Genomic DNA, 23,352 nt, shown 5'->3' with positions numbered 1-23,352 from the left:
CCTTAAAAACCGACGTCTTCAAGTGCTCTTTTGCCGCGAGGATGTTGACCCCGGTAATGAATGAAGGTAGCTCTGGATGCCAGCCGTCAAAGTAAAAGAGAACGAACCCTTCGACGTAGCTCTGCGTCGTTTCAAGCGCTCCTGCGAAAAAGCCGGTGTTCTGGCTGAAGTTCGTAGCCGCGAATTCTACGAGAAGCCGACTTCCGAGCGTAAGCGCAAAGCAGCAGCCGCTGTTAAGCGTCACGCCAAGAAAGTTCAGCGCGAACAGCGCCGCGCCGTACGTCTGTACTAATACACAGACGCCCGTCGCAAGCTTCTTGCCAAGCCCGGCCTCCAAGCCGGGCTTATGGCATTTGCGGAACAACGCTTGATGCTTCACCGTCAAAGTCGCAGACGCGACCAAGACGATCTGCTTTATCGCGTCAGACCTGGCTCTTTTGCCAGCGGTGCACGTCTCTTCTGACGAGCCTTCCAAGGCTACTGACGAGCACACCCTGATTCCTCTAACGACGATCAGCCCAAGGCACCTGCTGCGTGCCCACTGCATGAGCTATCCGAGGCCTGACCGGCCGTGACCGGACTCAGCGCAACACATTTCGTACAGTCGAATACTGATAGCCATTAACGTCAGTGGATAATCGGCAGATACACTTCCCGACAGCAATGATGCAGACGACCCGGTCGAGCCACCATTTTCCGTGCCTCAGGACCAGGAACCGACTCCGCGGCTGACTTTGGGCCCCTATTTCGCGCAGTGATGATGAGAACGCCATGGCCGGGCTAATTCCCCAGAGCTTTATTGACGACCTCCTGAACCGCACCGACATCGTCGACGTGGTCAGCTCTCGCCTGCAAATGAAGAAAGCGGGCAAGAACTACACAGCCTGCTGCCCGTTTCACAAAGAAAAAACCCCCTCCTTCAGCGTCAGCCCCGACAAGCAGTTCTACTATTGCTTCGGCTGCGGCGCTGGCGGCAATGCCCTCGGCTTCATCATGGACCACGACAACCTGGATTTCCCCCAGGCCGTCGAGGAACTGGCAAAAGCCGCCGGCATGGAAATTCCTCGCGAGGAAAGCGGACGCCAACACAAGCCTCGCCAACCCACCGATTCGCCGCTGTATCCGCTGCTCACGGCAGCAGCCGACTTTTATCGCCAGGCACTTAAAAGCCATCCGGCCCGCAAGGCGGCGGTGGATTATCTCAAGGGCCGCGGCCTGACCGGTGAGATTGCTCGCGACTTCGGCCTGGGCTTCGCCCCGCCGGGCTGGGACAACCTGTACAAGCATCTGAGCAGCGATACGCTGCAGCAACGCGCCATGATCGACGCCGGCCTGTTGATCGAGAACGCCGAGACGGGCAAGCGCTACGACCGCTTCCGTGACCGGGTGATGTTCCCGATTCGCGATACCCGCGGGCGGATCATCGCCTTTGGCGGCCGGGTGCTGGGGGACGACAAGCCCAAGTACCTGAACTCCCCGGAGACCCCGGTTTTCCATAAGGGCCAGGAACTCTACGGCCTGTACGAGGCGCGCAAGAACAATCGCAACCTCGATGAAATCATCGTTGTCGAAGGCTACATGGACGTCATCGCCCTGGCCCAGCAAGGCTTGCGCAACGCAGTTGCGACCCTGGGCACGGCCACCAGCGAAGAACACATGAAGCGCCTGTTCCGCGTCGTTCCGAGCGTGCTGTTCTGCTTCGACGGCGACCAGGCCGGACGCAACGCCGCCTGGCGCGCGCTTGAGGCGACGCTGCCCTGCCTGCAGGACGGGCGGCGCGCACGTTTTCTGTTCCTGCCCGAGGGCGAGGACCCGGACACCCTGGTGCGCTCCGAGGGCACCGATGCGTTCCGTGCGCGGATCAACCAGCACGCACAGCCGCTGGCCGACTATTTTTTCCAGCAACTGACCGAAGAAGCCGACCCGCGCTCCCTCGAAGGCAAGGCCCATATGGCCACGCTCGCGGCACCGCTGATCGACAAGGTGCCCGGCGCCAACCTGCGGACCTTGATGCGCCAGCGCCTGACCGAAATCACCGGATTGAACAGCGAAGCGGTGAGTCAGCTGGCCCACAACGCTCCTCAGGAGGCACCGCCGGCTTATGACCCGGGCATCGACTACGACGCGATACCCGACTTCGCCGACTATCATCAAACCCAGCAGGACTACGCGCCGCAGCAGGAATGGACACCGAAGAAACCCGGTGCCGGCGGCAAGAAATGGGACAAGAAACCCTGGGACAAGAACGGCAAGCGCGGCGATCGCGACCAGCCACGTGCCCCGCGCGTGCCGGCCGCCGTCGAACCACCAACACTGGCTGCCCTGCGCACCCTGCTGCACCACCCGCAATTGGCTGAAAAGGTAGAGGATGCAGGGCACTTCGCCGCCGAGGACCACAGCAATACACAATTGCTGGTCGCGCTCCTTGAAGCTGTGCAGAAGAACCCCAAGCTAAACTCATTCCAGTTGATCGCGCGGTGGCACGGCACCGAGCAGGGGCGCCTTTTGAAGGCATTGGCCGAGAAGGAATGGCTGATAGAGGGAGATAACCTTGAACAACAGTTTTTCGACACCATTACTAGCTTGTCCGCCCGCCAACGCGAGCGAAACCTGGAACAACTTCTGCGCAAAGCTCGCCAGAGCGAGTTGACCAGCGAAGAGAAAAACCAATTGCGTGACTTACTCAGCCGCAATGTTTGCGCATCAAACCCGACCTCAACTGGCGCGTGAGGTCACAGCTCAGGTATAATCCTCGGCTTGTTTTTTGCCCGCCAAGACCTTCAGTGGATAGGGTGTTATGTCCGGAAAAGCGCAACAGCAGTCTCGTATCAAAGAGTTGATCCTATTGGGTCGTGAGCAGGGCTACCTGACTTACGCGGAGGTCAACGACCACCTGCCGGAGGATATTTCAGATCCGGAACAGGTGGAAGACATCATCCGCATGATCAACGACATGGGGATCAACGTATTCGAGGTTGCTCCAGATAAGGATGCCCTTATGCTGGCCGACGCCGATACCGACGAGGCGGCCGCTGAAGAAGCGGCCGCAGCGTTGGCAGCGGTCGAGACCGACATTGGTCGCACCACCGACCCCGTGCGCATGTACATGCGTGAGATGGGTACGGTAGAGCTCCTCACGCGTGAAGGCGAAATTGAAATCGCCAAGCGTATTGAAGAAGGCATCCGTGAAGTGATGGGCGCAATCGCGCACTTCCCTGGCACGGTCGACCATATTCTCTCCGAATACACCCGCGTCACTACCGAAGGTGGGCGCCTGTCCGACGTCCTGAGCGGTTACATCGACCCGGACGACGGCATCGCGCCGCCTGCCGCCGAGGTACCACCGCTGGTCGATCCGAAAGCCGTCAAGGCCGACGATGAGACCGACGATGACGACGCCGAAGCCAGCGACGACGAAGAAGAAGCCGAAAGCGGTCCGGACCCGGTCATCGCTGCCCAGCGTTTTGGCGCCGTGGCCGACCAGATGGAGATCACCCGCAAGGCACTGAAAAAGCACGGTCGCAACAACAAGCAGGCGATTGCCGAACTGTTGGCGCTGGCCGAGCTGTTCATGCCGATCAAGCTGGTGCCCAAGCAGTTCGAAGGCCTGGTCGAGCGTGTTCGCAGTGCCCTGGATCGTCTGCGTCAGCAAGAGCGCGCGATCATGCAACTGTGTGTGCGTGACGCCCGCATGCCGCGTGCAGATTTCCTGCGCCAGTTCCCTGGCCATGAAGTCGACGAAAGCTGGACCGATGCACTGGCCAAAGGCAAGAGTAAATACGCCGAAGCGATTGCCCGCCTGCAACCGGACATCATTCGTTGCCAGCAGAAGCTGAGCGCGCTGGAGGCCGAGACTGGCCTGAGCATCGCTGAAATCAAGGACATCAACCGTCGCATGTCGATCGGCGAGGCCAAGGCCCGTCGCGCGAAGAAAGAGATGGTCGAAGCGAACTTGCGTCTGGTGATCTCGATCGCCAAGAAGTACACCAACCGTGGCCTGCAATTCCTCGATCTGATCCAGGAAGGCAACATCGGCCTGATGAAGGCGGTGGACAAGTTCGAATACCGTCGCGGCTACAAGTTCTCGACTTATGCCACCTGGTGGATTCGTCAGGCGATCACTCGCTCGATCGCCGACCAGGCCCGCACCATCCGTATCCCGGTGCACATGATCGAGACGATCAACAAGCTCAACCGTATTTCCCGGCAGATGTTGCAGGAAATGGGTCGCGAACCGACGCCGGAAGAGCTGGGCGAACGCATGGAAATGCCTGAGGACAAGATCCGCAAGGTATTGAAGATCGCCAAAGAGCCGATCTCCATGGAAACCCCGATCGGTGATGACGAAGACTCCCATCTGGGTGACTTCATCGAAGACTCCACCATGCAGTCGCCGATTGATGTCGCCACCGTTGAGAGCCTCAAGGAAGCGACTCGCGAAGTCCTTTCCGGCCTCACTGCCCGTGAAGCCAAGGTACTGCGGATGCGCTTCGGCATCGACATGAATACCGACCACACCCTCGAGGAAGTCGGTAAGCAGTTCGATGTGACGCGTGAACGGATTCGTCAGATCGAAGCCAAGGCGTTGCGCAAACTGCGCCACCCGACGCGAAGCGAGCACCTGCGTTCGTTCCTCGACGAGTGACCTTCAAACCCCCGGCCCTGCCGGGGGTTTTGTTATGCGCAGATAACTCTTCCTTCTTGCTCCCCCGCCCTGTTGTCCGTCTACACTCGAATCATCCTTTCCCAGCCATGACGAGACCGTGATGCCCAGACTGACGGCCGTGCTTTTGCTGTCACTGATGACCTGGACCGCAACGGCCGGCGCGTTGACGCTCACGGAGGAAGAACGCCGCTGGCTCAAGGACCATCCCGACCTGCGCCTGGGTGTCGATGCGTCATGGCCACCGTTCGAATTTCGCGACGACAATGGCCGCTACCAAGGCTTGGCCGCCGACTATGTCGACATCATCCGCGAGAAACTGGCCGTCACGCTCACCCCCATCGAACCCGTCAGTTGGACGGAGGTGCTGGAACAGGTCGTGCAGGGCAAGATCGACCTTCTACCGGGCATCATGTCCACCCCCGAACGCCAGAACTACCTGTCATTCACCCGCCCCTACCTCGATTTTCCGATTGTCATCCTGGCCCATAAAGGCGGGCCCCGACCCCATAAGCTCGAAGACCTTTACGGCCTGAAAATCGCCGTGGTGGAGAACTATGCTCCCCACGAACTGCTGCGCAACCACCACCCCGACCTGAACCTGGTCGCGCTGCCCAACGTCAGTTCGGCGCTGCAGGCCTTGGCGACCGATGAAGTCGATGCGGTGGTGGGCGATCTTGCTTCCAGCGTGTGGAGCTTGCGCCAGCTCAAGCTTGACGGGCTCTACGTCAGCGGAGAAACGCCTTATCGCTATCAGTTGGCGATGGCCGTCCCACGGGAAAACAAGATATTGGTGGGCATCCTCGACAAGGTCCTGGCGGACATGACGCCGATGGAGATCAGCGAAATCCAGGAAAAATGGGTTGGCAACGTGCGGGACTATCGCCAGCTCTGGTCAGACCTGCTGCTTTACGGCCTGCCCGGGCTGCTGCTGTTGATCGCCATCCTGGCAGTGGTGATTCGCATCAACCGTCGCCTGAGTTCGGAAATAGCCCGACGCGTCGACCTGGAACAGGAGTTGCGCAGCAGCGAATACCATTATCGCGGGCTGGTAGAGAGCCTTTCGGCGATTGCCTGGGAAGCCAGGGTCAGCGACTTCACCTACAGCTATGTATCGCCTCATGCCGAAGAATTGCTCGGCTACCCCCTCGCCCATTGGCTCATCCCCGGGTTCTGGCGCAACATCATTCACCCGGCGGACCTGATCCGCGCGCAGACTTATTGCGATCACGAAGTCCTTGCCGGCCGCGATCACTGCATCGATTACCGGGTGATCACCGCCGACGGTCGTTGCCTGTGGGTGCGGGACATCGTCAGCCTGATCAAGCATGGCCATGAGCCGTTGATGCGCGGACTGATGATCGACATCAGCGAAGCAAAGCACACCGAGGAAGCGCTGCGCCTTTCCGAACAGAAGTTCGGCTCGGTGTTTCGCCAGTGCCCGGACATCCTGGTGATTGCGCGCCTGCTGGACGGTTGCCTGCTGGAGGTCAATAAAGCCTTCGAAGAGCAGATTGGCCTCAGCGCCGCAGAGGTGGTCGGCAAAAGCGCTACCGACCTGGACATCTGGGGCATACAGGGCGTCGGCCCGAGCTTGCTCCAGCGGTTGCAGGCCGGGAGCATTCGCAATCTGGAAATGCCTTTCCAACGCAGCAACGGCGAAGTGTTCACCGGGCTGATATCGGCCGAACCCTTTGATCTGGACACCACCCCAGCCCTGGTCGTGGTGGTGCGCGACATCAGCCAGCTCAAGGAGACCCAGCAACAATTGCAGACCTCCGAAGAAAAGTTCGCCAAGGCTTTTCATGCCTCGCCCGACGGCTTGCTGCTATCCCGGCAGAGCGATGGTTTGCTGATTGAAGTCAACGACGGTTTCAGCCGCATTACCGGTTTCAACAGCGCCCTATCGGTTGATCGCTCCACCCTCGACCTCGGGATATGGGTCAACCTCGATGAACGCAAACAAATGCTCGACCTGCTGCAGCGGGACGGTTTCGTAAAGGATTTCAGCTGCCATATCCGCCGCAACGACGGGCAGATACGGCTCTGCGAGGTGTCGAGTCGTCCGCTGCCCATCGGCAACGAGGACTGCATGCTGACCATCGCCCGGGACATCACCGAACGCCACTTCATGCAGGAGAAACTGCAGCAGGCGGCCACCGTATTCGAAAGCACCGCCGAAGGCGTACTGATCACCGATACGCAACAGCACATCAGCGCCGTGAACCGGGCCTTTACCGAAATCACCGGCTATAGCGAAACCGAAGCGCTGGGCCATACGCCTCGGCTGCTGGCCTCCGGGCTGCACGACAGCGCGTTTTATGCCGCGATGTGGCATCAGTTGACGGCGGAGGGCCACTGGCAGGGTGAGATCTCCAATCGACGCAAGAATGGCGAGCTGTATCCCAGCTGGCTGACCATTAGCGCCGTGCGCAACCAGGAACAGCAGACCACCCATTTCGTCGCGGTTTTTGCCGACATTTCAAGCCTCAAACACGCCCAGGCCCGACTCGATTACCAGGCGCATCACGACCCGCTCACGGGCCTGCCGAATCGCACCCTGTTCGAAAGCCGGCTGCTCTCAGCGCTCAACAGTCAGCAAGAAAATGGCGGCCAGGGCGCGGTACTGTTCCTCGACCTGGACCGCTTCAAGCACATCAACGACAGCCTCGGGCACCCGGTCGGCGATCTGCTGCTCAAGGGCATTGCCGTGCGCCTGCGCGAGCAACTGCGTGATATCGACACCGTGGCGCGCCTGGGCGGTGACGAATTCATTATCCTGCTGCCCGGCCTGCAGCAGCCCAGCGATGCCGAGCACATCGCGCAAAAGCTGTTGAACTGTTTCTGCGCGCCGTTCCAGGCCGGCGAGCATGAGTTTTTCATCAGCGCCAGCATCGGCACCAGTCTCTATCCGCAGGATGGCTGCGATGTCGCCACGCTGGTCAAGAACGCCGACGCGGCGATGTACCGCTCCAAAGCCAAGGGCCGCAACCGGGTGGAAAGCTACACCCGTGACCTCACCGCCCAGGCCAGCGAGCGCGTGGCATTGGAGCACGAGCTGCGCCGGGCGATCGAGCGCAACGAGCTGTCGTTGTCTTTCCAACCAAAAATCAGCCTCATCGACAACCGGCTGGTGGGCGCCGAGGCACTGATTCGCTGGACCCATCCGACCTTTGGCGACGTACCGCCGGAGCATTTCATTCCCCTGGCCGAAGAAAACGGCATGATCCTGCAGATCGGCGATTGGGTACTGGAAAACGCCTGCCGGCAACTGCACGCATGGAACAGCTGTCACGAAAGCCTCGGGCCACTGTCGGTCAACCTGGCCGGCGCCCAATTGCGCCAACCCAACCTGCTGGGTCGGATTGAACAGTTGCTGCGGGAAAACCACCTTGAGCCTGGTTTGTTGCAACTGGAGATTACCGAAAATTTCATCATGAGCCAGGCCGAAGAGGCCCTGACGGTACTGCATCAACTGAAAAAACTCGGCGTGCAACTGGCCATCGACGACTTCGGCACCGGCTATTCCTCGCTGAGCTACCTCAAACGCCTGCCGCTGGACATCCTGAAAATCGACCAATCCTTCGTCCGCGGCCTGCCCGATGACCCCCACGATGTGGCCATCGTGCGGGCAATCATCGCCCTGGGCCGGAGCATGCAGTTCAGCATCATCGCCGAGGGCGTCGAAACCCTCGCCCAACAGCAATTTCTCGCCGAGGAAGGCTGCGAGCAGATCCAGGGCTACATCGTCAGCCTGCCCCTGTGCGCCGAAGAATTTGCCGCGACGTTTCTGCATGTGACCGTATCGGATTTTTCGGATAGCACAGCCGAGAAACCGTCGCTATAATCCGCGGCCTACTGAGGGCCTATAGCTCAGTTGGTTAGAGCAGAGGACTCATAATCCTTTGGTCCACGGTTCGAGTCCGTGTGGGCCCACCAAATTGAAAGCCGCGCATTGCGCGGCTTTTGTGTTTTTTGCAGCAGCGCTGCACCCTATCCAAAGGTTCTCAAGAACGGCTCCGCACACTGCCTGATCGCCGCGACCACATGTGGGGCCTGCTCACAAAGCTCGGTTGAACGAGCCACTACTCGTTCCAGCGCTCGCAGTTGCAAGCGGATTACTTCTTCTGGCTGAGCAACATCACACACCTGAGCAAAGTCCAGCAGCCCCTGTCGAGAACCGAATAGCCTCGTGTTCGGACACAAGAATCTTAGGCTGCACGCCCGAAATCCCGGCCCGCAGGATATAGCGATCAACAAGCTCGGTAAAAATATCCTCGGCACCGTCCCACGCCAGGATTTCTTCCAGCTTTTCTCCTGGGAATTGTTGACGCTGCAATAACGCATCGACGTCGGCGGAACTCACTGCTACTCGCCCGATGGGTGAACTGCTTCCCGACAACGCAAGAAGCAGCATGGGATCGACGTCAGCTACCTTGGCCAGGCGGTTGCGCAACTGCTCTAAGACGTACCCTTCGGGCAGATTCATTTGAAAGATCGGGTGCAGATCTCGATGACGATACTCATCCAGGCGCACAGGCATGAGCAGGCTTATAGCAGCCTGGGGATTCGCCTCGTCGTGATAACGGAACCGGTAATCCCCGGCACCGCCAACGATTCTTCCGCTGGCACCTTCAGGGTTGCCACCTGCAACACAGCTGCCATCAGTCGAATATCCCTTCAATTTCATCCAGTGTCGGCATTGCGGCCGCTGTCACGGCCAGCTCGCAATCCAGTGCTCCCAGTACTCGTGCGTAAGCAGCCATGCTTACCGACACGTCACCCTTCTCGATGGCAATAACCTTTTGCCGGGGGATGCCGGCCAAGGCAGCCAGATTCGCTTGGGTCAGCCCGCGATTTGAACGGCATTGCCTTATCTGTATGCCAAGGCGGGCAGTAATGAGCAAATAATCCATGTTTCGTATACGCGACAAAATGATTGAGATGTAACGTATACCCAACACGCCAAATAATCAAAGAATGAGCAGCGGGTCTTTGTCTTTTTTAACGTCTGCTCACTTACAATCAGATTTCCAATACCCCGCCGAGACGCCCATCATCGCCAGCCCCAGCCTTCCCCGCCTGTTCCTCGAACTCTTCTGGCAGCTCGGCATCCTGGTGGTGCCAGCCTTTTTCGTCACGATACTGCCGCCGCCGCTGGCCTTGCTGGCGGTGGTATTGCTTGGTTTGCTGATGGGTCTTGCCGCACGACTGGGCTTCTCGGCGGTGGGTCGGGGCATTGCCAGGCTGACTGTCGGCGCGGTGTTTGGCCTGGGTTTCAGTCTGGGGCGGGCACTGCCTGAGTGGTGGGGCATTCTGGTGGCGATCGCCAGCATCGTTGGCGGGCTCGCCTGTGTGAGCAAGTGGGAGCGCCGCCTTGGGTTGGCGCCGGTCTCCTCTGCGGGCCAAGGGCCGAGTGCCTGGGGCACAAACGAGCCGCTGCTGACGCCCGAGGGCGAGCCGATCCGGGTGTTCAACCACAGCGAAATTGCCATGGGCGGCCCCGTTCATTGCGATTATCTGTTCCCTGATGGCGTGCTCTTGCAAGGCCTTGGCTCCTCGGCGGTGTTCTCCAGCGACGGTCGCTATTTCGCCGCGCCGGTACCGTCCCGCCAGGAATGGGGGCTGGTCGTGCTCGACCGGCAGCAACGCAAGCTGTACCGCTGTGCCGAAAGCGAGTTCTGGGAGCTGGACGCCCTGGACCTCGATCAACTGAGCGGCCGCCATAGCCCCTTGGTCGACAACAGCGTTCGTCAGGCCCGACTGGATGAACTGTTGCAGGCCGCCGAAGTAGCCGACCTGACCCCGTTTGCGGACCTTTGGCTTGCGCCTGGCTGGAATCCGGACAGTGTTGCGCGCAGCTTCGAACGGGCTTCCATTGATGGCGGGCAAATCCTGCAGGGCGACATCTTGTTGCCCAAGACCTTTCGCGATCTGGCCCAGCCATTGGAGCCGCTGTATTCGCCGCGCTACGCCATCAGCCTCAATGGTCAACCATCGGGCCTGGTCATGGCAGCCGATGCGCCACTGGTCTGGAGCGGCGATAACCGCGCCCTGGTCTGTCTGGCCCGGGAGCAGGCCAACGAGGCGGATGGCAATCAGTACTGGTTGTGGCAAGCGGATCATGGCTGGCGCGCCCTGCCCTCGCCGTGGGTGAAGAGCGACGCGGAGCCGTCCTTTTATTGGCACGAATTATTGAGCCTTGATGCAGGCCATGTCCGTATCGGCTCGTATCTCGATTATCCGCGACCAGGCGCCGGCCGTTATGGCTACGGCCTGGAGAGTATCCACGGCGATACCGAAACCCAAGTGGGTCATGACGCTCAAGGTCGCGTGCAGGTCGGTGAGTTCAAGCTGACCCGCATGGCGATCATGCTGCCGCTGGACAGCACGGGGCGGCGAGGCGACTCGTTTATCGAGACGCAACCGTTGCAGGGCGACGTACGCGCTGTCCTGACCTGGCTCGGTGACAATCGCCAAGGCCTGGGTGGCTATCGCTGCCGGATCGGCGACTGGTCGTTGCCGGGGGCTTGGCTGCTGGACCATCGGGTTTCCGATTGTGGACGCTATCTGGCGCTGCTGCCGTTTGAAAACTCAACGACCGTCACCGGCCATGCGGTGGTTGCCGATGTGCGGGAGCACCGCCTGCTGGAAGGGCCGCCCATGTGGGTGGAACGGATACTGGATTTCCGCGATGGCCGGTTGAATCTGGCAGTGATCCAGGGCCGTCTTGATCAAGACAGGGAAAGCAGCCCGTTGCAACGTTTCAACATCGCCGCGCCAGAGGTTGGCGGCGACGCGTCGTTCTTCCGTCCCAACGAGCAATCCCGGCTGTTCTACAACACTGTGCAGTTGCAGCCGACAGACTCGCAGCTCAAAGCCGTCCCGCCTTGGCGTCTGGTGGACTGCCCGCAAGCGGCCACTGCCGAGGGGGATTTCATCCAGCCCGCGCGGAATGATCAGGATGCCGCCTGGCTGTTCGGCAGTGAGACGGAATACTCCGACAGCTGGGTGCGTACCGGTACGCCCCGTCTCGGCGGACACTTGCTGACCGCCTCAGGCTGCGCGTTGGTTGATCTGGCGCCCTCGATGATCTGGTCGGCGGACAGCCGCTACCTGGCCCTGACCTGCATGGCGACCGATGTCGAGGAACTGTGTGGAAGTTACCGCGGCTGGCAACTGCTGCTTCTTGATGTCCAGGCGCACACGCTGCGCATACAGCCGAAATGGCTGGGCTATCGACCATTGTTTGAAAGCTTCGAGGAAGGGCAGCTACGGTTACGCAGCTTCCAGCACGACTGGGAGACCGAAGCCAACGAGGATCAGGGTTCGGTGCAGTCGTTCTCACTGGACGCTCTGCTGCAGTTGCCCATTGAGCAACTGATCTGCCAGGAAGGTGTCTGCCTCAGGCCTTCCCAAGCGCACTTGGCAGCCGCCTGGCGGCAGCTGGCTTTACCTGCCAGTGGCTATTTCGAGCGAGGGAACCTGTAACATGCCCGCCATTGATGCCCGCGCCGGAGCCAACCTTGACTGAGATCCGCCCTCCCGTCCTCGACGAAATCGACCGCCAGTTGATCGCAGCCCTGCAAATCAACGCGCGGGAAAGCGTCGCCATGCTCGCCCGACAATTGGGGATTGCCCGCACCACCGTGACCTCGCGCCTGGCTCGGCTGGAGAAAGCCAAGGTGATCACCGGGTACGGCGTGCGTCTCGGCCAGCGGGTGATCGATGGCGGTCTGCAGGCCTATGTCGGCATCAAGGTGCAGCCACGCTCCGGTAAAGATGTATTGCGACGCTTGAGCGCCATGGCGCAGGTCCAGCAGTTGTGCGCGGTCAGCGGCGAATTTGATTATGTGGCGTGGCTGCGCACCGATTCGCCGGAACAGCTGGATCAGTTGCTCGACCAGATCGGCAGCGTGGACGGGGTGGAGAAAACTACCACGTCGATCATTCTCAGCAGCAAGATCGATCGGGGCCAGCCGGTCTGAAGCCTTGCAACTTACCCTGTGGGAGCGAGCTTGCTCGCGATAGCGTTGGTTCAGTCAGCACTCCGGTGGATTGATAGACCGCTATCGCGAGCAAGCTCGCTCCCACAGGATAAGGTTTCGTCATTATGCTTCCCATACACGTCAAAATGACTAGAAACCGATCAGAACGACGACACATTGCGTCTTATTAACGTGTTTCACCCTCTCTAGAATGGCTGGCATCTTTCCTATACTCAGACGCGAACGCCGCGTCGAGTCGCCCATCAAGGTCAGCCATGAACAAGCACAATCGCCACCCAGCAGACGGCAAGAAGCCCATCACCATTTTCGGGCCGGACTTTCCTTTCGCCTTTGACGACTGGATCGAGCACCCGGCCGGCCTGGGGGTCATTCCCGAACACAACCACGGGGCTGAAGTGGCGATCGTCGGCGCGGGCATCGCCGGCCTCGTAGCCGCTTACGAATTGATGAAGCTGGGCCTCAAACCGGTGGTCTACGAGGCGTCGAAGATGGGCGGACGCCTGCGCTCCCAAGCGTTCAACGGCGCCGAAGGCATCGTTGCCGAGCTCGGTGGCATGCGTTTTCCGGTGTCGTCCACGGCGTTCTACCACTACGTCGACAAACTGGGCCTGGAGACCAAACCGTTCCCCAACCCGTTGACCTCGGCCTCGGGCAGTACCGTTATCGATCTGGAAGGGCAGACTTACTACGCAGAAAAAATGGCCGACCTCCCTGCGCTGTTCCAGGAAGTCGCCGACGCCTGGGCCGATGCCCTGGAGGATGGCTCGCGTTTCAGCGAGATCCAGCAAGCGATCCGCGAGCGCGACGTACCGCGCCTCAAAGCGCTGTGGAACACCCTGGTACCGCTGTGGGATGACCGCACGTTCTACGATTTCGTCGCCACCTCCAAGGCGTTCGCCAAGCTGTCTTTCCAGCACCGCGAAGTGTTCGGCCAGGTCGGCTTCGGAACAGGCGGCTGGGACTCGGACTTCCCCAACTCGATGCTGGAAATCTTTCGCGTGGTGATGACCAACTGCGACGATCACCAGCATCTGGTGGTCGGCGGCGTGGAACAGGTACCGCAGGGAATCTGGAGACATGTGCCGGAGCGTTGCGTGCATTGGCCGGAAGGCACCAGCCTGAATTCGTTGCACCTGGGCGCGCCACGCAGCGGGGTGAAGCGTATCGCTCGCGCCGACGACGGCCGATTCAGCGTGACCGACGTCTGGGGCGATACGCGCGAATACGCCGCCGTGCTGGTCACCTGCCAGACCTGGCTGCTGACCACCCAGATCGAGTGTGAAGAAGCGCTGTTCTCGCAAAAAATGTGGATGGCCCTGGACCGCACCCGCTACATGCAATCCTCCAAGACCTTCGTGATGGTCGACCGGCCATTCTGGAAGGACAAGGACCCGGAAACCGGCCGCGACCTGATGAGCATGACCCTCACCGATCGCCTGACCCGTGGCACCTACCTGTTCGACAACGGCGACAACAAGCCGGGGGTCATCTGCCTGTCGTATTCCTGGATGAGCGATGCGCTGAAAATGCTCCCGTACCCGGTGGAAAAACGCGTCAAGCTGGCCCTGGATGCGCTGAAGAAAATCTATCCGAAGGTGGACATCGCCGCGCGGATCATTGGCGAACCGATCACCGTGTCCTGGGAAGCCGACCCGTATTTCCTCGGTGCCTTCAAGGGCGCGCTACCCGGCCACTATCGTTACAACCAGCGCATGTACGCGCATTTCATGCAGGGCGACATGCCGGCCGAACAAAAAGGGATCTTTATCGCCGGCGACGACGTCTCATGGACACCCGCCTGGGTTGAAGGCGCGGTGCAGACCTCGCTCAATGCCGTGTGGGGAATAATGAAACACTTCGGCGGTGAAACCCATGCCGAGAACCCGGGTCCAGGGGATGTGTTCGACGAAATCGGTCCGATCGCCCTGCCCGAATAAAAGGAGTTGTCGATGCGCGTAGCCCTCTACCAATGCCCACCGCTGCCAATGGATCCGGCCGGCAACCTGCAGCGCCTGCACCAAGTCGCGCTGGAGGCCCGAGGCGCTGACATATTGGTGCTGCCGGAGATGTTCCTGACCGGCTATAACATCGGCGTCGATGCGGTGAACGTACTGGCCGAGGTCTACAACGGCGAATGGGCCCAGCAGATTGGCCGCATCGCCAAGGCGGCCGGCCTGGCGATTGTTTATGGCTACCCCGAACGCAGCGAAGACGGACAGATCTACAACGCCGTGCAACTGATCGACGCCCACGGCGAACGCCTCGCCAACTATCGCAAGAGCCACCTGTTCGGCGACCTCGACCATACGATGTTCAGCGCCGGGAATGCGGCGCTGCCCATTGTCGAGCTCAACGGTTGGAAGCTCGGTTTCCTGATCTGCTATGACCTGGAGTTCCCGGAAAACGCCCGGCGGCTGGCCTTGGCGGGTGCCGAGCTGATCCTGGTGCCGACCGCTAACATGCAGCCCTACGAGTTCATCGCCGACGTCACCGTGCGGGCACGGGCCATTGAAAACCAGTGTTTCGTGGCCTACGCCAACTACTGTGGTCACGAAGGTGAATTGCGCTATTGCGGCCAGAGCAGCATCGCCGCGCCGGACGGCAGCCGCCCGGCCCTGGCGGGGCTGGACGAGGCGTTGATCGTCGGCGAACTGGATCGACAGCTGATGAATGACTCGCGCGCGGCCTACAACTACCTGCACGACCGTCGCCCGGCGCTCTACGGCGACTTGCACAAACACTGATCCGGGCTAATCCGCTAGCATGAGCACATCCTTGTCCTGGAAGCGCTCATGCCGGCCCCCGACTACCTCCGCCCCCATACCGAAACCCTGGCCAACGGCCTGCAAGTGACGTTGCGCCATGCACCCGACCTCAAGCGCAGCGCTGCGGTGTTGCGCGTGGCGGCCGGCAGTCATGATGCCCCCGAGGCCTGGCCGGGCCTCGCGCATTTTCTCGAACATCTTTTCTTCCTCGGGACAGAACGTTTTCCCAGCGGGCAGAACCTGATGGCCTACGTGCGGGACCACGGCGGGCAAGTCAACGCGCGTACCAGCGAGCGCACCACGGACTTTTTCATCGAGCTGCCGCCTGCTGCCCTGGCGGACGGGTTGAAGCGTCTGGCAGACATGCTTGCTCATCCCCGACTGGATGAAGCCGACCAGTTACGCGAGCGGGAAGTACTGCACGCCGAATTCATCGCCTGGTCCGGGGACGCCGCCGCCCAGCACCAGGTTGCCCTGTATGACGGATTGTCGGCGGCTCATCCGCTGCGGGGCTTTCACGCTGGCAATCGCGACAGCCTCGCTGTACCACAGCCTGAATTTCAAACGGCGCTGCGCGGTTTCCATCAGCGTTTCTACCAGAGCGGTCAGATGACCTTGAGCCTCGCCGGTCCGCAAAGCCTCGAAACAATGAAGGCGCTGGCCGATCAATTCGCTACAAGCATGCCCATCGGAAAAGCGCCGACCAGGCAATCGCCGCCGAGGCTAATGACGGCGCCAGGCATGGTTTATCAACAAGTTCGGGAAGGCCGCCTCGATTTGCTCTTTGCCCTCGAACACTTGCCTGGCGCCTCGCCTCAAGCATTGGCCTTCCTGTGTCACTGGCTGAACTCCAGCAAACCGGGCGGCTTGCTCGCGACATTGCGCCAACGCGGTCTGGCCGACAGCCTCAAGGCTTCTCCGCTGTATGAATTTGCCGGTCAGGCACTGCTGCACATCGAGCTCAAGCTCGACAGCGGCCAGGTATCGTCGGCTATCGAGCCGTTGCTGCGCGACTGGCTGGGGTTCTTTGCCGGCCATGACGACTGGGCGCCCTTGCGCGAGGAATTCAATGCGCTGCTGCAGCGCCGTCAGGAAACGGCAACGGCCCTGCAGCTGGCGCGTTGGGACAGCGAAGGATCTGCCGGGGCTCTATCGGAAAACGACTTGATACGAATTCGAGAAATCCTCAAGCAACTGCAGCCTGCGGATCAGGTCGCCGAACAATGGCAACTGCCCTCGCCCAACCCGTTCCTGCAAGCGCCAAGCGAGCCGCCCCGCGCCGGTTTGATACGCGGCCAGACCAGCGCCCACCGTGGCCTGCGCACGTTTGCACAAGACCGCAGCCGCGGCCGGCGGGAACGCTCGCCCATGCAGTTCAGCCAGGCATTGCCGGACTCCCGGGAAAGTGCGGTGTATGTGCGCTGGCAACTGGAGACCCAGGTACCGCTCGATTTTCAACCCAGACTCGATCGGCACCTGGCGGATTTGTGCGAGGACGCCCGGCAGGCAGGCGTGGACATCACTTTCGAAACCTTTAGCGATCGATGGCTGCTGAAGCTGGTCGGTTTGCAAGCACCGATGCCGTTGGTGCTTGAGCACCTGCTGACGAAGCTGGATGAGCCGCTGCCATCCGTTCAGGCCAGGAACGAAACGCCCCCGATGCCGATTCGACATTTGCTGCGGGAATTGCCGGATCACTATCAGCAGAACCTGCGGCATGCAGAGCTGCCACCGCCCGGCGGCGAACAAGACGTCTGGGCAAGCGCCCGCTGGGACGGCCTGGCCATCGGTCTGTCGGCTGCTTCCCAAGCGGCTGTGGGCCCGTTGTTGGCCCGGATTCCTGGCGTGCCCCACGAGGCGACGGCGCCAGCGGTGACGCCTTTACCGGGGCGGATCTGGCACACCCTCGAGACCCATGGCGATGAACACGCCGCGTTGCTGTTTTGCCCCTCGCCCACGTTGGACTTGCCCGACGAAGCTGCCTGGCGATTGCTGGCTCATTTGTCCCAGACCCCGTACTACCAGCGCTTGAGGGTCGAGCTGCAGTTAGGTTATGCGGTGTTCAGTGGCTTGAAGCAAATCGATGGATGGACCGGCTTGTTGCTGGGTGCGCAATCGCCCGAGACGTCGGCCGCGCAGTTGGTCAGCCATATGGAGCAGTTTCTGACCGAGCTCCCCGCCGTGATCGAAAAAACCGACGATGCAACCCTGGCCAGCCAACAACAAGCCCTGGCCCGCCAGATGCAAATCGCCGCGTTGCCCTGCGCCCAGGCGGCCGAGCTACTCTGGCAAGGAAAACTGGCCGGCCACCCGGCAGACTTCCCTGAGCGACTGGCCGATGCCATCCTCGGCATGCAGCGCAAAGACCTGGTGAATGCCGCGCGCCGCTTGATCGACGCGCTGGGAGGACGTTATTGCCTCAGCAACGCGCCGAGCCCGGGCGACCCCTGGCGAGCGGCCAAATGATCATTACAGGCGCTGCAATGAGCTTTCTCAGAGAATCGCAGCGAACCAAATTGTCAGATTTAGTAACATAGTCGCCTGAGCATCTGAACATCTCCGAACGGAGGTGGACTATATGTATAGCTTTAAACCGATCCACCCCAACCAAAGGAGTATTCCCATGTCCTGGTCCAAACCCGCATATATCGACCTGCGTATCGGCTTCGAAGTCACCATGTACTTCGCCAGCCGTTGATGATTGCAGGCAGTTAGTACGCGACACAACGCCTCGGCCATCCGGGGCGTTTTTATTTCGGTTTGCAGATGGAGCGAGCATGTTCGTCCAGATTCTAGGTTCCGCCGCCGGCGGGGGCTTTCCCCAGTGGAACTGCAACTGCGCCAATTGCGCGGGTTTTCGCGACGGCAGCCTCCGAGCGCAGGCGCGCACCCAGTCGTCCATTGCAATTTCCGATGATGGCGTGAGCTGGGTCCTGTGCAACGCCTCGCCGGACATCCGCGCGCAACTCCAGGGTTTCGCCCCGATGCAGCCTGGGCGGGCGCTACGGGACACCGGCATCGGCGCGATCATCCTGATGGACAGCCAGATCGATCACACCACCGGCCTGCTCAGCCTGCGCGAAGGCTGCCCGCATCAGGTCTGGTGCACCGACATGGTCCATGAAGACCTGAGCACCGGTTTCCCGCTGTTCAATATGCTGACCCACTGGAACGGCGGCCTGAGCTGGAACCGCATCGAGCTGGACCAGAGCTTCACCGTCCCGGCCTGCCCGAACCTGCGCTTCACCCCGCTGCCGCTGCGCAGCGCCGCGCCGCCCTATTCACCGCACCGCTTCGATCCGCATCCGGGTGACAACATCGGGCTGATCGTTGAAGACCTGCGCAGCGGCGGCAAATTGTTCTATGCGCCGGGCCTGGGCAAGGTCGACGAACCGTTGCTGCAGATCATGGCCGGCAGCGACTGCCTGCTGGTGGACGGCACGATGTGGGACGACGACGAAATGCAACGCCGTGGCGTCGGCACTCGCACCGGTCGGGAGATGGGTCACCTGGCGCAGAGCGGTCCCGGAGGGATGCTGGAGGTGCTGGAGCAATTGCCCGAGCAGCGCAAGGTGCTCATCCATATCAACAACACCAACCCGATCCTGGACGAGGACTCGCCCGAGCGGGCCGAGCTGGTGCGACGCAGGATTGAAGTGGCCTATGACGGGATGAGTATTGAGTTGTAGGAAGGACAGACGGTGTGAGGGGCTTTGCGGTGTGCCAGGTCTGGCCTCTTCGCGAGCAGGCTCGCTCCTACAGTAGTCCCGAGTCGTACCGGATATCTGATTCAGCACAACCCAATGTGGGAACGAGCCTGCTCGCGAAGAGGCCGACCTGGCAACCATCCGCCAGCGGTTATCACAGGAGAACCGAAATGACTGACACCCCCCTGCCCACCGCCGAGTTCGAGGCGGCCCTGCGTGCCAAGGGCGCGTACTACCACATCCATCACCCCTACCACGTGGCGATGTATGAAGGCCGCGCCACGCGCGAGCAGATCCAGGGCTGGGTCGCGAACCGCTTCTACTACCAAGTGAATATTCCGCTCAAGGACGCCGCGATCCTGGCCAACTGCCCGGACCGGGAAATCCGTCGCGAGTGGATCCAGCGCCTGCTCGACCATGACGGCGCCCCCGGCGAAGACGGCGGCATCGAAGCCTGGCTGCGACTGGGCCAGGCAGTGGGCCTGGACCCCGATCAGCTGCGCTCGCAAGAGTTGGTGCTACCCGGCGTGCGCTTCGCCGTGGATGCCTACGTCAACTTCGCCCGCCGGGCCTCCTGGCAGGAAGCCGCCAGCAGCTCATTGACCGAACTGTTCGCCCCGCAGATCCACCAGTCGCGCCTGGATAGCTGGCCGCAGCATTACCCCTGGATCGACCCGGCCGGCTATGAATATTTCCGCACCCGCCTGGGCCAGGCTCGGCGTGATGTGGAGCATGGTCTCGCGATCACGTTGCAGCACTACACCACCCGCGCAGGCCAGGAGCGCATGCTGGAAATTCTCCAGTTCAAATTGGACATTCTCTGGAGCATGCTCGACGCCATGAGCATGGCTTACGAATTGAAACGCCCGCCCTATCACAGCGTGACCGATCAACGGGTGTGGCATAAAGGGATTACCTTATGAGCTTCGACCGCAGCAAGAAACCTCAGTGGCGTCCCGGCTATCGCTTCCAATACGAACCGGCCCAGAAAGGCCATGTGCTGCTTTATCCTGAAGGCATGATCAAGCTCAACGACAGCGCTGCGCTGATCGGCGGCCTGATCGATGGTGAACGGGATGTCGCGGCGATCATTGGCGAGCTGGAGAAGCAATTCCCGGACGTGCCGGAACTCGGTGACGACATCGAGCAATTCATGGAGGTCGCCCGTGCACAGCACTGGATCACCCTTGCCTGAGAAGCCCGCCGTCGGCTTGCCGCTGTGGCTGCTGGCCGAGCTGACCTATCGCTGCCCGCTGCAATGCCCGTACTGCTCCAACCCGCTGGACTTTGCCGAACAAGGCAAGGAGCTGAGCACCGAGCAATGGTTCAAGGTCTTTCGCGAGGCCCGGGAGATGGGCGCCGCGCAACTGGGCTTTTCCGGTGGCGAGCCGTTGGTGCGCCAGGACCTCGCCGAGCTGATCGGCGAGGCGCGCAAGCTAGGCTTCTACACCAATCTGATCACCTCCGGCATCGGTTTGACCGAACAGAAAATCAGCGATTTCAAGAAGGCCGGCCTCGACCACATCCAGATCAGTTTCCAGGCCAGCGACGAGCAGGTGAACAACCTGCTGGCCGGTTCGAAAAAAGCTTTCGCACAAAAGCTGGAGATGGCCCGGGCGGTGAAGGCCCATGGTTATCCGATGGTGCTGAACTTCGTCACCCATCGGCACAACATCGACAAGATCGACCGCATCATCGAGCTGTGCATCGCCCTGGAAGCCGACTTTGTCGAACTCGCCACCTGTCAGTTCTATGGCTGGGCACACCTCAACCGCGTCGGCCTGCTGCCCACGCGGGAACAACTGGTGCGTGCCGAGCGCATCACCAATGAATACCGGGCCAGGCTCGAGGCCGAAGGTAACCCGTGCAAATTGATCTTCGTGACCCCGGATTATTATGAAGAGCGTCCCAAGGCCTGCATGAACGGCTGGGGCAGCATCTTCCTGACCGTTACCCCGGATGGCACGGCGCTGCCTTGCCATGGCGCCCGGCAGATGCCGGTGCAATTCCCGAATGTGCGTGACCACAGCATGCAACACATCTGGTACGACTCGTTCGGCTTCAACCGTTTCCGCGGTTATGACTGGATGCCCGAGCCCTGCCGCTCGTGCGATGAAAAAGAAAAGGATTTCGGCGGCTGTCGCTGCCAGGCGTTCATGCTCACCGGTGACGCCAGCAATGCCGATCCGGTGTGCAGCAAATCCGCGCACCACGGGATGATTCTCCAGGCTCGCGAAGACGCCGAGCATGCCACGCAAACCATTGAACAACTGGCCTTTCGCAATGAACGAAACTCGCGCCTCATCGTTAAAGGCTGAACCTTTCAGCGCCGCCCAGGCCGTCGCGGCAGGCATCGATTTTGCCGAACTGCAACTCGGCCCGCTGGGCCTTTTCTGGAACGAATACCGTCCCGAAGATGGCGCTTGCCGGATCTGGCATTGGCGAGACGGCAAGACGCGCTGCCTGACCCCGGACGGTTTCAGTGTGCGCAGCCGGGTGTATGAATACGGCGGCGGGTCGTTCTGCCTGAGCGACGACGGCGTGCTGTTCGTCAACGAAAGCGACCAACAGCTGTATCACCAATCGCTGGGCGACCAGCGCCCGGTAGCGCTGACCGCAGGCGATTGTCGATACGGCGATCTGCACTTCGCCACAGGGCACGTGCTGGCCGTGGAGGAACAGGCCGACCAGCATCGACTGGTATCGATCGGGCTGGCGGATCACCAGCGGCGCGTATTGGCCGAAGGCGCGGACTTCTATGCCGCGCCGATCTTGAGCCCCGACGGAAAACGTCTCGCCTGGATTGAATGGAGTCGCCCCCACCAGCCATGGACAGCGACGCGGCTGATGGTCGCCGAACGCAACGATTCAACCTGGGCAGCGCCATGCTGCGTGGCCGGCGATGATGGCGAAGAATCCATCCAGCAACCTCGCTTCGATGCTTGCAATCGTCTTTATTGCCTGACCGACCGAGGCGGTTACTGGCAGCCCTGGAATGAACGCGCCGGCGTCCTGAAGCCAATGGAGGCCGCCGAAGCCGATCACGCCCCGGCGCCTTGGCAACTGGGCGGGTGTACATGGTTGCCGGTGGATGAAAGCACTTACCTGGCGAGCTGGAGCGAGGCCGGCTTCGGGCGGTTGGGGCTGCGTAGCGGCGGCGTGCTGGAAGATTTCACCGGCACTTACAGCCGCTTCCGCAGCCTCGCGCTGGATGAGCAATTCGTCTATGCCATTGCCGCCTCGCCAGCCAGCCCGTCGGCGGTCATTGCGATCGAGCGGCGCAGTCATGCAGCGCTGGTGCTGGCCGGAGGCATCGCGCCGTTGCCTCCCGAGCAAATCAGCCGCCCCCGGACGCTGCGCTACCCCTCTGCGTCCAGCGAAGCCAACGGTTTTTTTTATCCAGCCATGAACACCGCCGCGAAACCGCCGCTGGTGGTGTTCGTCCACGGCGGGCCCACTTCGGCTTGCTACCCGGTGTTCGATCCGCGCATCCAGTATTGGACCCAGCGCGGCTTCGCCGTTGCCGACCTCAACTACCGTGGCAGCAGCGGTTATGGTCGCGTCTATCGGCAGGCACTGCATTTGAATTGGGGGGTGGTGGACGTCGAGGATGCCTGCGCCGTTGTCGCTTACCTGGATGAGCAAGGCTTGGTCGATGGCCGCTGCGCCTTCATCCGTGGCGGCAGCGCGGGTGGCTATACCAGCCTCTGCGCCTTGGCGTTCCGCGACGTATTTCGTGCCGGCGCCAGCCTCTACGGCGTCAGCGATCCCGTTGCCCTGGCCCGCGCTACGCACAAATTCGAAGGTGACTATCTGGACTGGCTGATCGGCGACCCGCAACTGGACGCCGAACGCTACCGGGCCCGCACCCCGTTACTGCACGCCGACAGGATTCGCGCGCCGGTGATTTTTTTCCAAGGCGAGCTGGACGCCGTGGTCGTGCCGCAGCAGACCCGCGATATGGTCAAGGCGCTGGAGGATAACGGTGTCGCGGTCGAAGCTCATTACTACCCTGATGAGCGCCATGGCTTTCGCAAGGCCGCGAACCAGGCACATGCGCTGGAGCATGAGTGGTTGTTCTATCGCAGGGTGATGGATGGACTCGCATAGCAGCAACGCAAACCAATGTGGGAGCGAGCCTGCTCGCGATAGCAATGGTTCAGTCAACATCTCGCTGACTGATAAACCGCTTTCGCGAGCAGGCTCGC

16 protein-coding genes, 1 tRNA gene and 1 pseudogene are annotated in these 23,352 nt (G+C 61.1%); 16 read left to right on the top strand and 2 right to left on the bottom strand.

All coding sequences use genetic code 11. The features are described from left to right. Positions 1 to 76: 76 nt before the first annotated feature. From rpsU to PSH78_RS02690, 5 genes are all read left to right on the top strand, one after another. Positions 77 to 292: a 30S ribosomal protein S21 gene (rpsU, locus tag PSH78_RS02710; RefSeq protein ID WP_002551877.1), complete on the top strand. Its 216-nt coding sequence runs from the start codon at positions 77 to 79 to the stop codon at positions 290 to 292. Between the two features lie 479 nt (positions 293 to 771). Continuing rightward, positions 772 to 2,730: a DNA primase gene (gene dnaG / locus PSH78_RS02705; RefSeq protein ID WP_305498383.1), complete on the top strand. Its 1,959-nt coding sequence runs from the start codon at positions 772 to 774 to the stop codon at positions 2,728 to 2,730. Between the two features lie 67 nt (positions 2,731 to 2,797). Beyond that, the gene (gene rpoD, locus PSH78_RS02700) at positions 2,798 to 4,645 is read left to right on the top strand and encodes an RNA polymerase sigma factor RpoD (RefSeq protein WP_305498382.1); all 1,848 of its coding nucleotides are present in this window, start codon (positions 2,798 to 2,800) and stop codon (positions 4,643 to 4,645) included. Positions 4,646 to 4,766: 121 nt separating this feature from the next. After that, a complete protein-coding gene (locus PSH78_RS02695) occupies positions 4,767 to 8,510 on the top strand; it encodes a bifunctional diguanylate cyclase/phosphodiesterase (protein ID WP_305498381.1) in 3,744 nt (1,247 codons plus the stop codon). Positions 8,511 to 8,525: 15 nt separating this feature from the next. Further along, positions 8,526 to 8,602: transfer RNA gene (locus PSH78_RS02690), tRNA-Ile, on the top strand. Between the two features lie 54 nt (positions 8,603 to 8,656). Here PSH78_RS02690 and PSH78_RS02685 read toward each other — a convergent pair. Next, positions 8,657 to 9,328: pseudogene (locus PSH78_RS02685) on the bottom strand (HipA N-terminal domain-containing protein). Beyond that, on the bottom strand, positions 9,328 to 9,579 hold the full coding sequence (locus PSH78_RS02680) for a helix-turn-helix transcriptional regulator (RefSeq protein WP_305498380.1): 252 nt from the start codon (positions 9,577 to 9,579) through the stop codon (positions 9,328 to 9,330). Before PSH78_RS02680 ends, PSH78_RS02685 begins: the two are co-directional and overlap by 1 nt. Positions 9,580 to 9,718: 139 nt before the next feature. On the opposite strand from PSH78_RS02680, the gene PSH78_RS02675 reads away from it, so the two are divergent. The 11 genes from PSH78_RS02675 to PSH78_RS02625 all read left to right on the top strand — a co-directional run bounded on the left by PSH78_RS02675 (position 9,719) and on the right by PSH78_RS02625 (position 23,254). Beyond that, positions 9,719 to 12,154: a hypothetical protein gene (locus PSH78_RS02675; RefSeq protein ID WP_370871105.1), complete on the top strand. Its 2,436-nt coding sequence runs from the start codon at positions 9,719 to 9,721 to the stop codon at positions 12,152 to 12,154. A 35-nt stretch (positions 12,155 to 12,189) separates the two neighbouring features. After that, the gene (locus PSH78_RS02670) at positions 12,190 to 12,651 is read left to right on the top strand and encodes an Lrp/AsnC family transcriptional regulator (protein WP_305498377.1); all 462 of its coding nucleotides are present in this window, start codon (positions 12,190 to 12,192) and stop codon (positions 12,649 to 12,651) included. A gap of 275 nt (positions 12,652 to 12,926) precedes the next feature. Continuing rightward, positions 12,927 to 14,609, top strand: a complete 1,683-nt coding sequence (locus tag PSH78_RS02665) for an NAD(P)/FAD-dependent oxidoreductase (protein ID WP_305498374.1) — start codon at positions 12,927 to 12,929, stop codon at positions 14,607 to 14,609. Between the two features lie 12 nt (positions 14,610 to 14,621). After that, the gene (locus PSH78_RS02660; protein ID WP_305498372.1) at positions 14,622 to 15,416 is read left to right on the top strand and encodes a carbon-nitrogen hydrolase family protein; all 795 of its coding nucleotides are present in this window, start codon (positions 14,622 to 14,624) and stop codon (positions 15,414 to 15,416) included. Between the two features lie 48 nt (positions 15,417 to 15,464). Further along, positions 15,465 to 17,903, top strand: coding sequence for a pyrroloquinoline quinone biosynthesis protein PqqF (gene pqqF / locus PSH78_RS02655; RefSeq protein WP_305498370.1), 2,439 nt, complete (start codon positions 15,465 to 15,467; stop codon positions 17,901 to 17,903). Between the two features lie 157 nt (positions 17,904 to 18,060). After that, positions 18,061 to 18,135: a pyrroloquinoline quinone precursor peptide PqqA gene (pqqA, locus tag PSH78_RS02650; RefSeq protein WP_003177660.1), complete on the top strand. Its 75-nt coding sequence runs from the start codon at positions 18,061 to 18,063 to the stop codon at positions 18,133 to 18,135. Positions 18,136 to 18,214: 79 nt separating this feature from the next. After that, positions 18,215 to 19,126 (top strand): pyrroloquinoline quinone biosynthesis protein PqqB, encoded by a 912-nt coding sequence (pqqB, locus tag PSH78_RS02645; RefSeq protein WP_305498368.1) that lies wholly within the window; start codon positions 18,215 to 18,217, stop codon positions 19,124 to 19,126. 188 nt (positions 19,127 to 19,314) lie between these two features. Beyond that, positions 19,315 to 20,067: a pyrroloquinoline-quinone synthase PqqC gene (gene pqqC, locus PSH78_RS02640; RefSeq protein WP_305498366.1), complete on the top strand. Its 753-nt coding sequence runs from the start codon at positions 19,315 to 19,317 to the stop codon at positions 20,065 to 20,067. Continuing rightward, positions 20,064 to 20,339 carry a pyrroloquinoline quinone biosynthesis peptide chaperone PqqD gene (gene pqqD / locus PSH78_RS02635; protein ID WP_305498365.1) on the top strand — a complete coding sequence of 92 codons (276 nt, stop codon included), beginning with the start codon at positions 20,064 to 20,066 and terminating at the stop codon, positions 20,337 to 20,339. Before pqqC ends, pqqD begins: the two co-directional genes overlap by 4 nt. Beyond that, complete coding sequence (gene pqqE / locus PSH78_RS02630; protein WP_370871052.1) at positions 20,332 to 21,462, top strand: pyrroloquinoline quinone biosynthesis protein PqqE; 1,131 nt, start codon at positions 20,332 to 20,334, stop codon at positions 21,460 to 21,462. The genes pqqD and pqqE overlap by 8 nt, the downstream gene beginning before the upstream one ends. Then, the gene (locus tag PSH78_RS02625) at positions 21,428 to 23,254 is read left to right on the top strand and encodes a S9 family peptidase (protein ID WP_305498362.1); all 1,827 of its coding nucleotides are present in this window, start codon (positions 21,428 to 21,430) and stop codon (positions 23,252 to 23,254) included. The genes pqqE and PSH78_RS02625 overlap by 35 nt, the downstream gene beginning before the upstream one ends. Positions 23,255 to 23,352: the final 98 nt, after the last annotated feature.

It is taken from the genome of Pseudomonas sp. FP198 (assembly GCF_030687895.1).
Taxonomy (GTDB): Bacteria; Pseudomonadota; Gammaproteobacteria; order Pseudomonadales; family Pseudomonadaceae; genus Aquipseudomonas.
The sequence above is the reverse complement of the archived record's forward strand: the minus strand, read 5'-3'. Positions and strand labels throughout refer to the sequence as shown.

What these genes read in the sequence shown, in the direction of transcription:
- pqqD (WP_305498365.1), top strand. Translation starts at nt 20,064, where the DNA reads ATGAGCTTCGACCGCAGCAAGAAACCTCAGTGGCGTCCCGGCTATCGC.
- pqqC (WP_305498366.1), top strand. Translation starts at nt 19,315, where the DNA reads ATGACTGACACCCCCCTGCCCACCGCCGAGTTCGAGGCGGCCCTGCGT.
- pqqF (WP_305498370.1), top strand. Translation starts at nt 15,465, where the DNA reads ATGCCGGCCCCCGACTACCTCCGCCCCCATACCGAAACCCTGGCCAAC.
- PSH78_RS02665 (WP_305498374.1), top strand. Translation starts at nt 12,927, where the DNA reads ATGAACAAGCACAATCGCCACCCAGCAGACGGCAAGAAGCCCATCACC.
- PSH78_RS02660 (WP_305498372.1), top strand. Translation starts at nt 14,622, where the DNA reads ATGCGCGTAGCCCTCTACCAATGCCCACCGCTGCCAATGGATCCGGCC.
- PSH78_RS02625 (WP_305498362.1), top strand. Translation starts at nt 21,428, where the DNA reads ATGAACGAAACTCGCGCCTCATCGTTAAAGGCTGAACCTTTCAGCGCC.
- pqqB (WP_305498368.1), top strand. Translation starts at nt 18,215, where the DNA reads ATGTTCGTCCAGATTCTAGGTTCCGCCGCCGGCGGGGGCTTTCCCCAG.
- rpsU (WP_002551877.1), top strand. Translation starts at nt 77, where the DNA reads ATGCCAGCCGTCAAAGTAAAAGAGAACGAACCCTTCGACGTAGCTCTG.
- PSH78_RS02680 (WP_305498380.1), bottom strand. Translation starts at nt 9,579, where the DNA reads ATGGATTATTTGCTCATTACTGCCCGCCTTGGCATACAGATAAGGCAA.
- PSH78_RS02695 (WP_305498381.1), top strand. Translation starts at nt 4,767, where the DNA reads ATGCCCAGACTGACGGCCGTGCTTTTGCTGTCACTGATGACCTGGACC.
- rpoD (WP_305498382.1), top strand. Translation starts at nt 2,798, where the DNA reads ATGTCCGGAAAAGCGCAACAGCAGTCTCGTATCAAAGAGTTGATCCTA.
- dnaG (WP_305498383.1), top strand. Translation starts at nt 772, where the DNA reads ATGGCCGGGCTAATTCCCCAGAGCTTTATTGACGACCTCCTGAACCGC.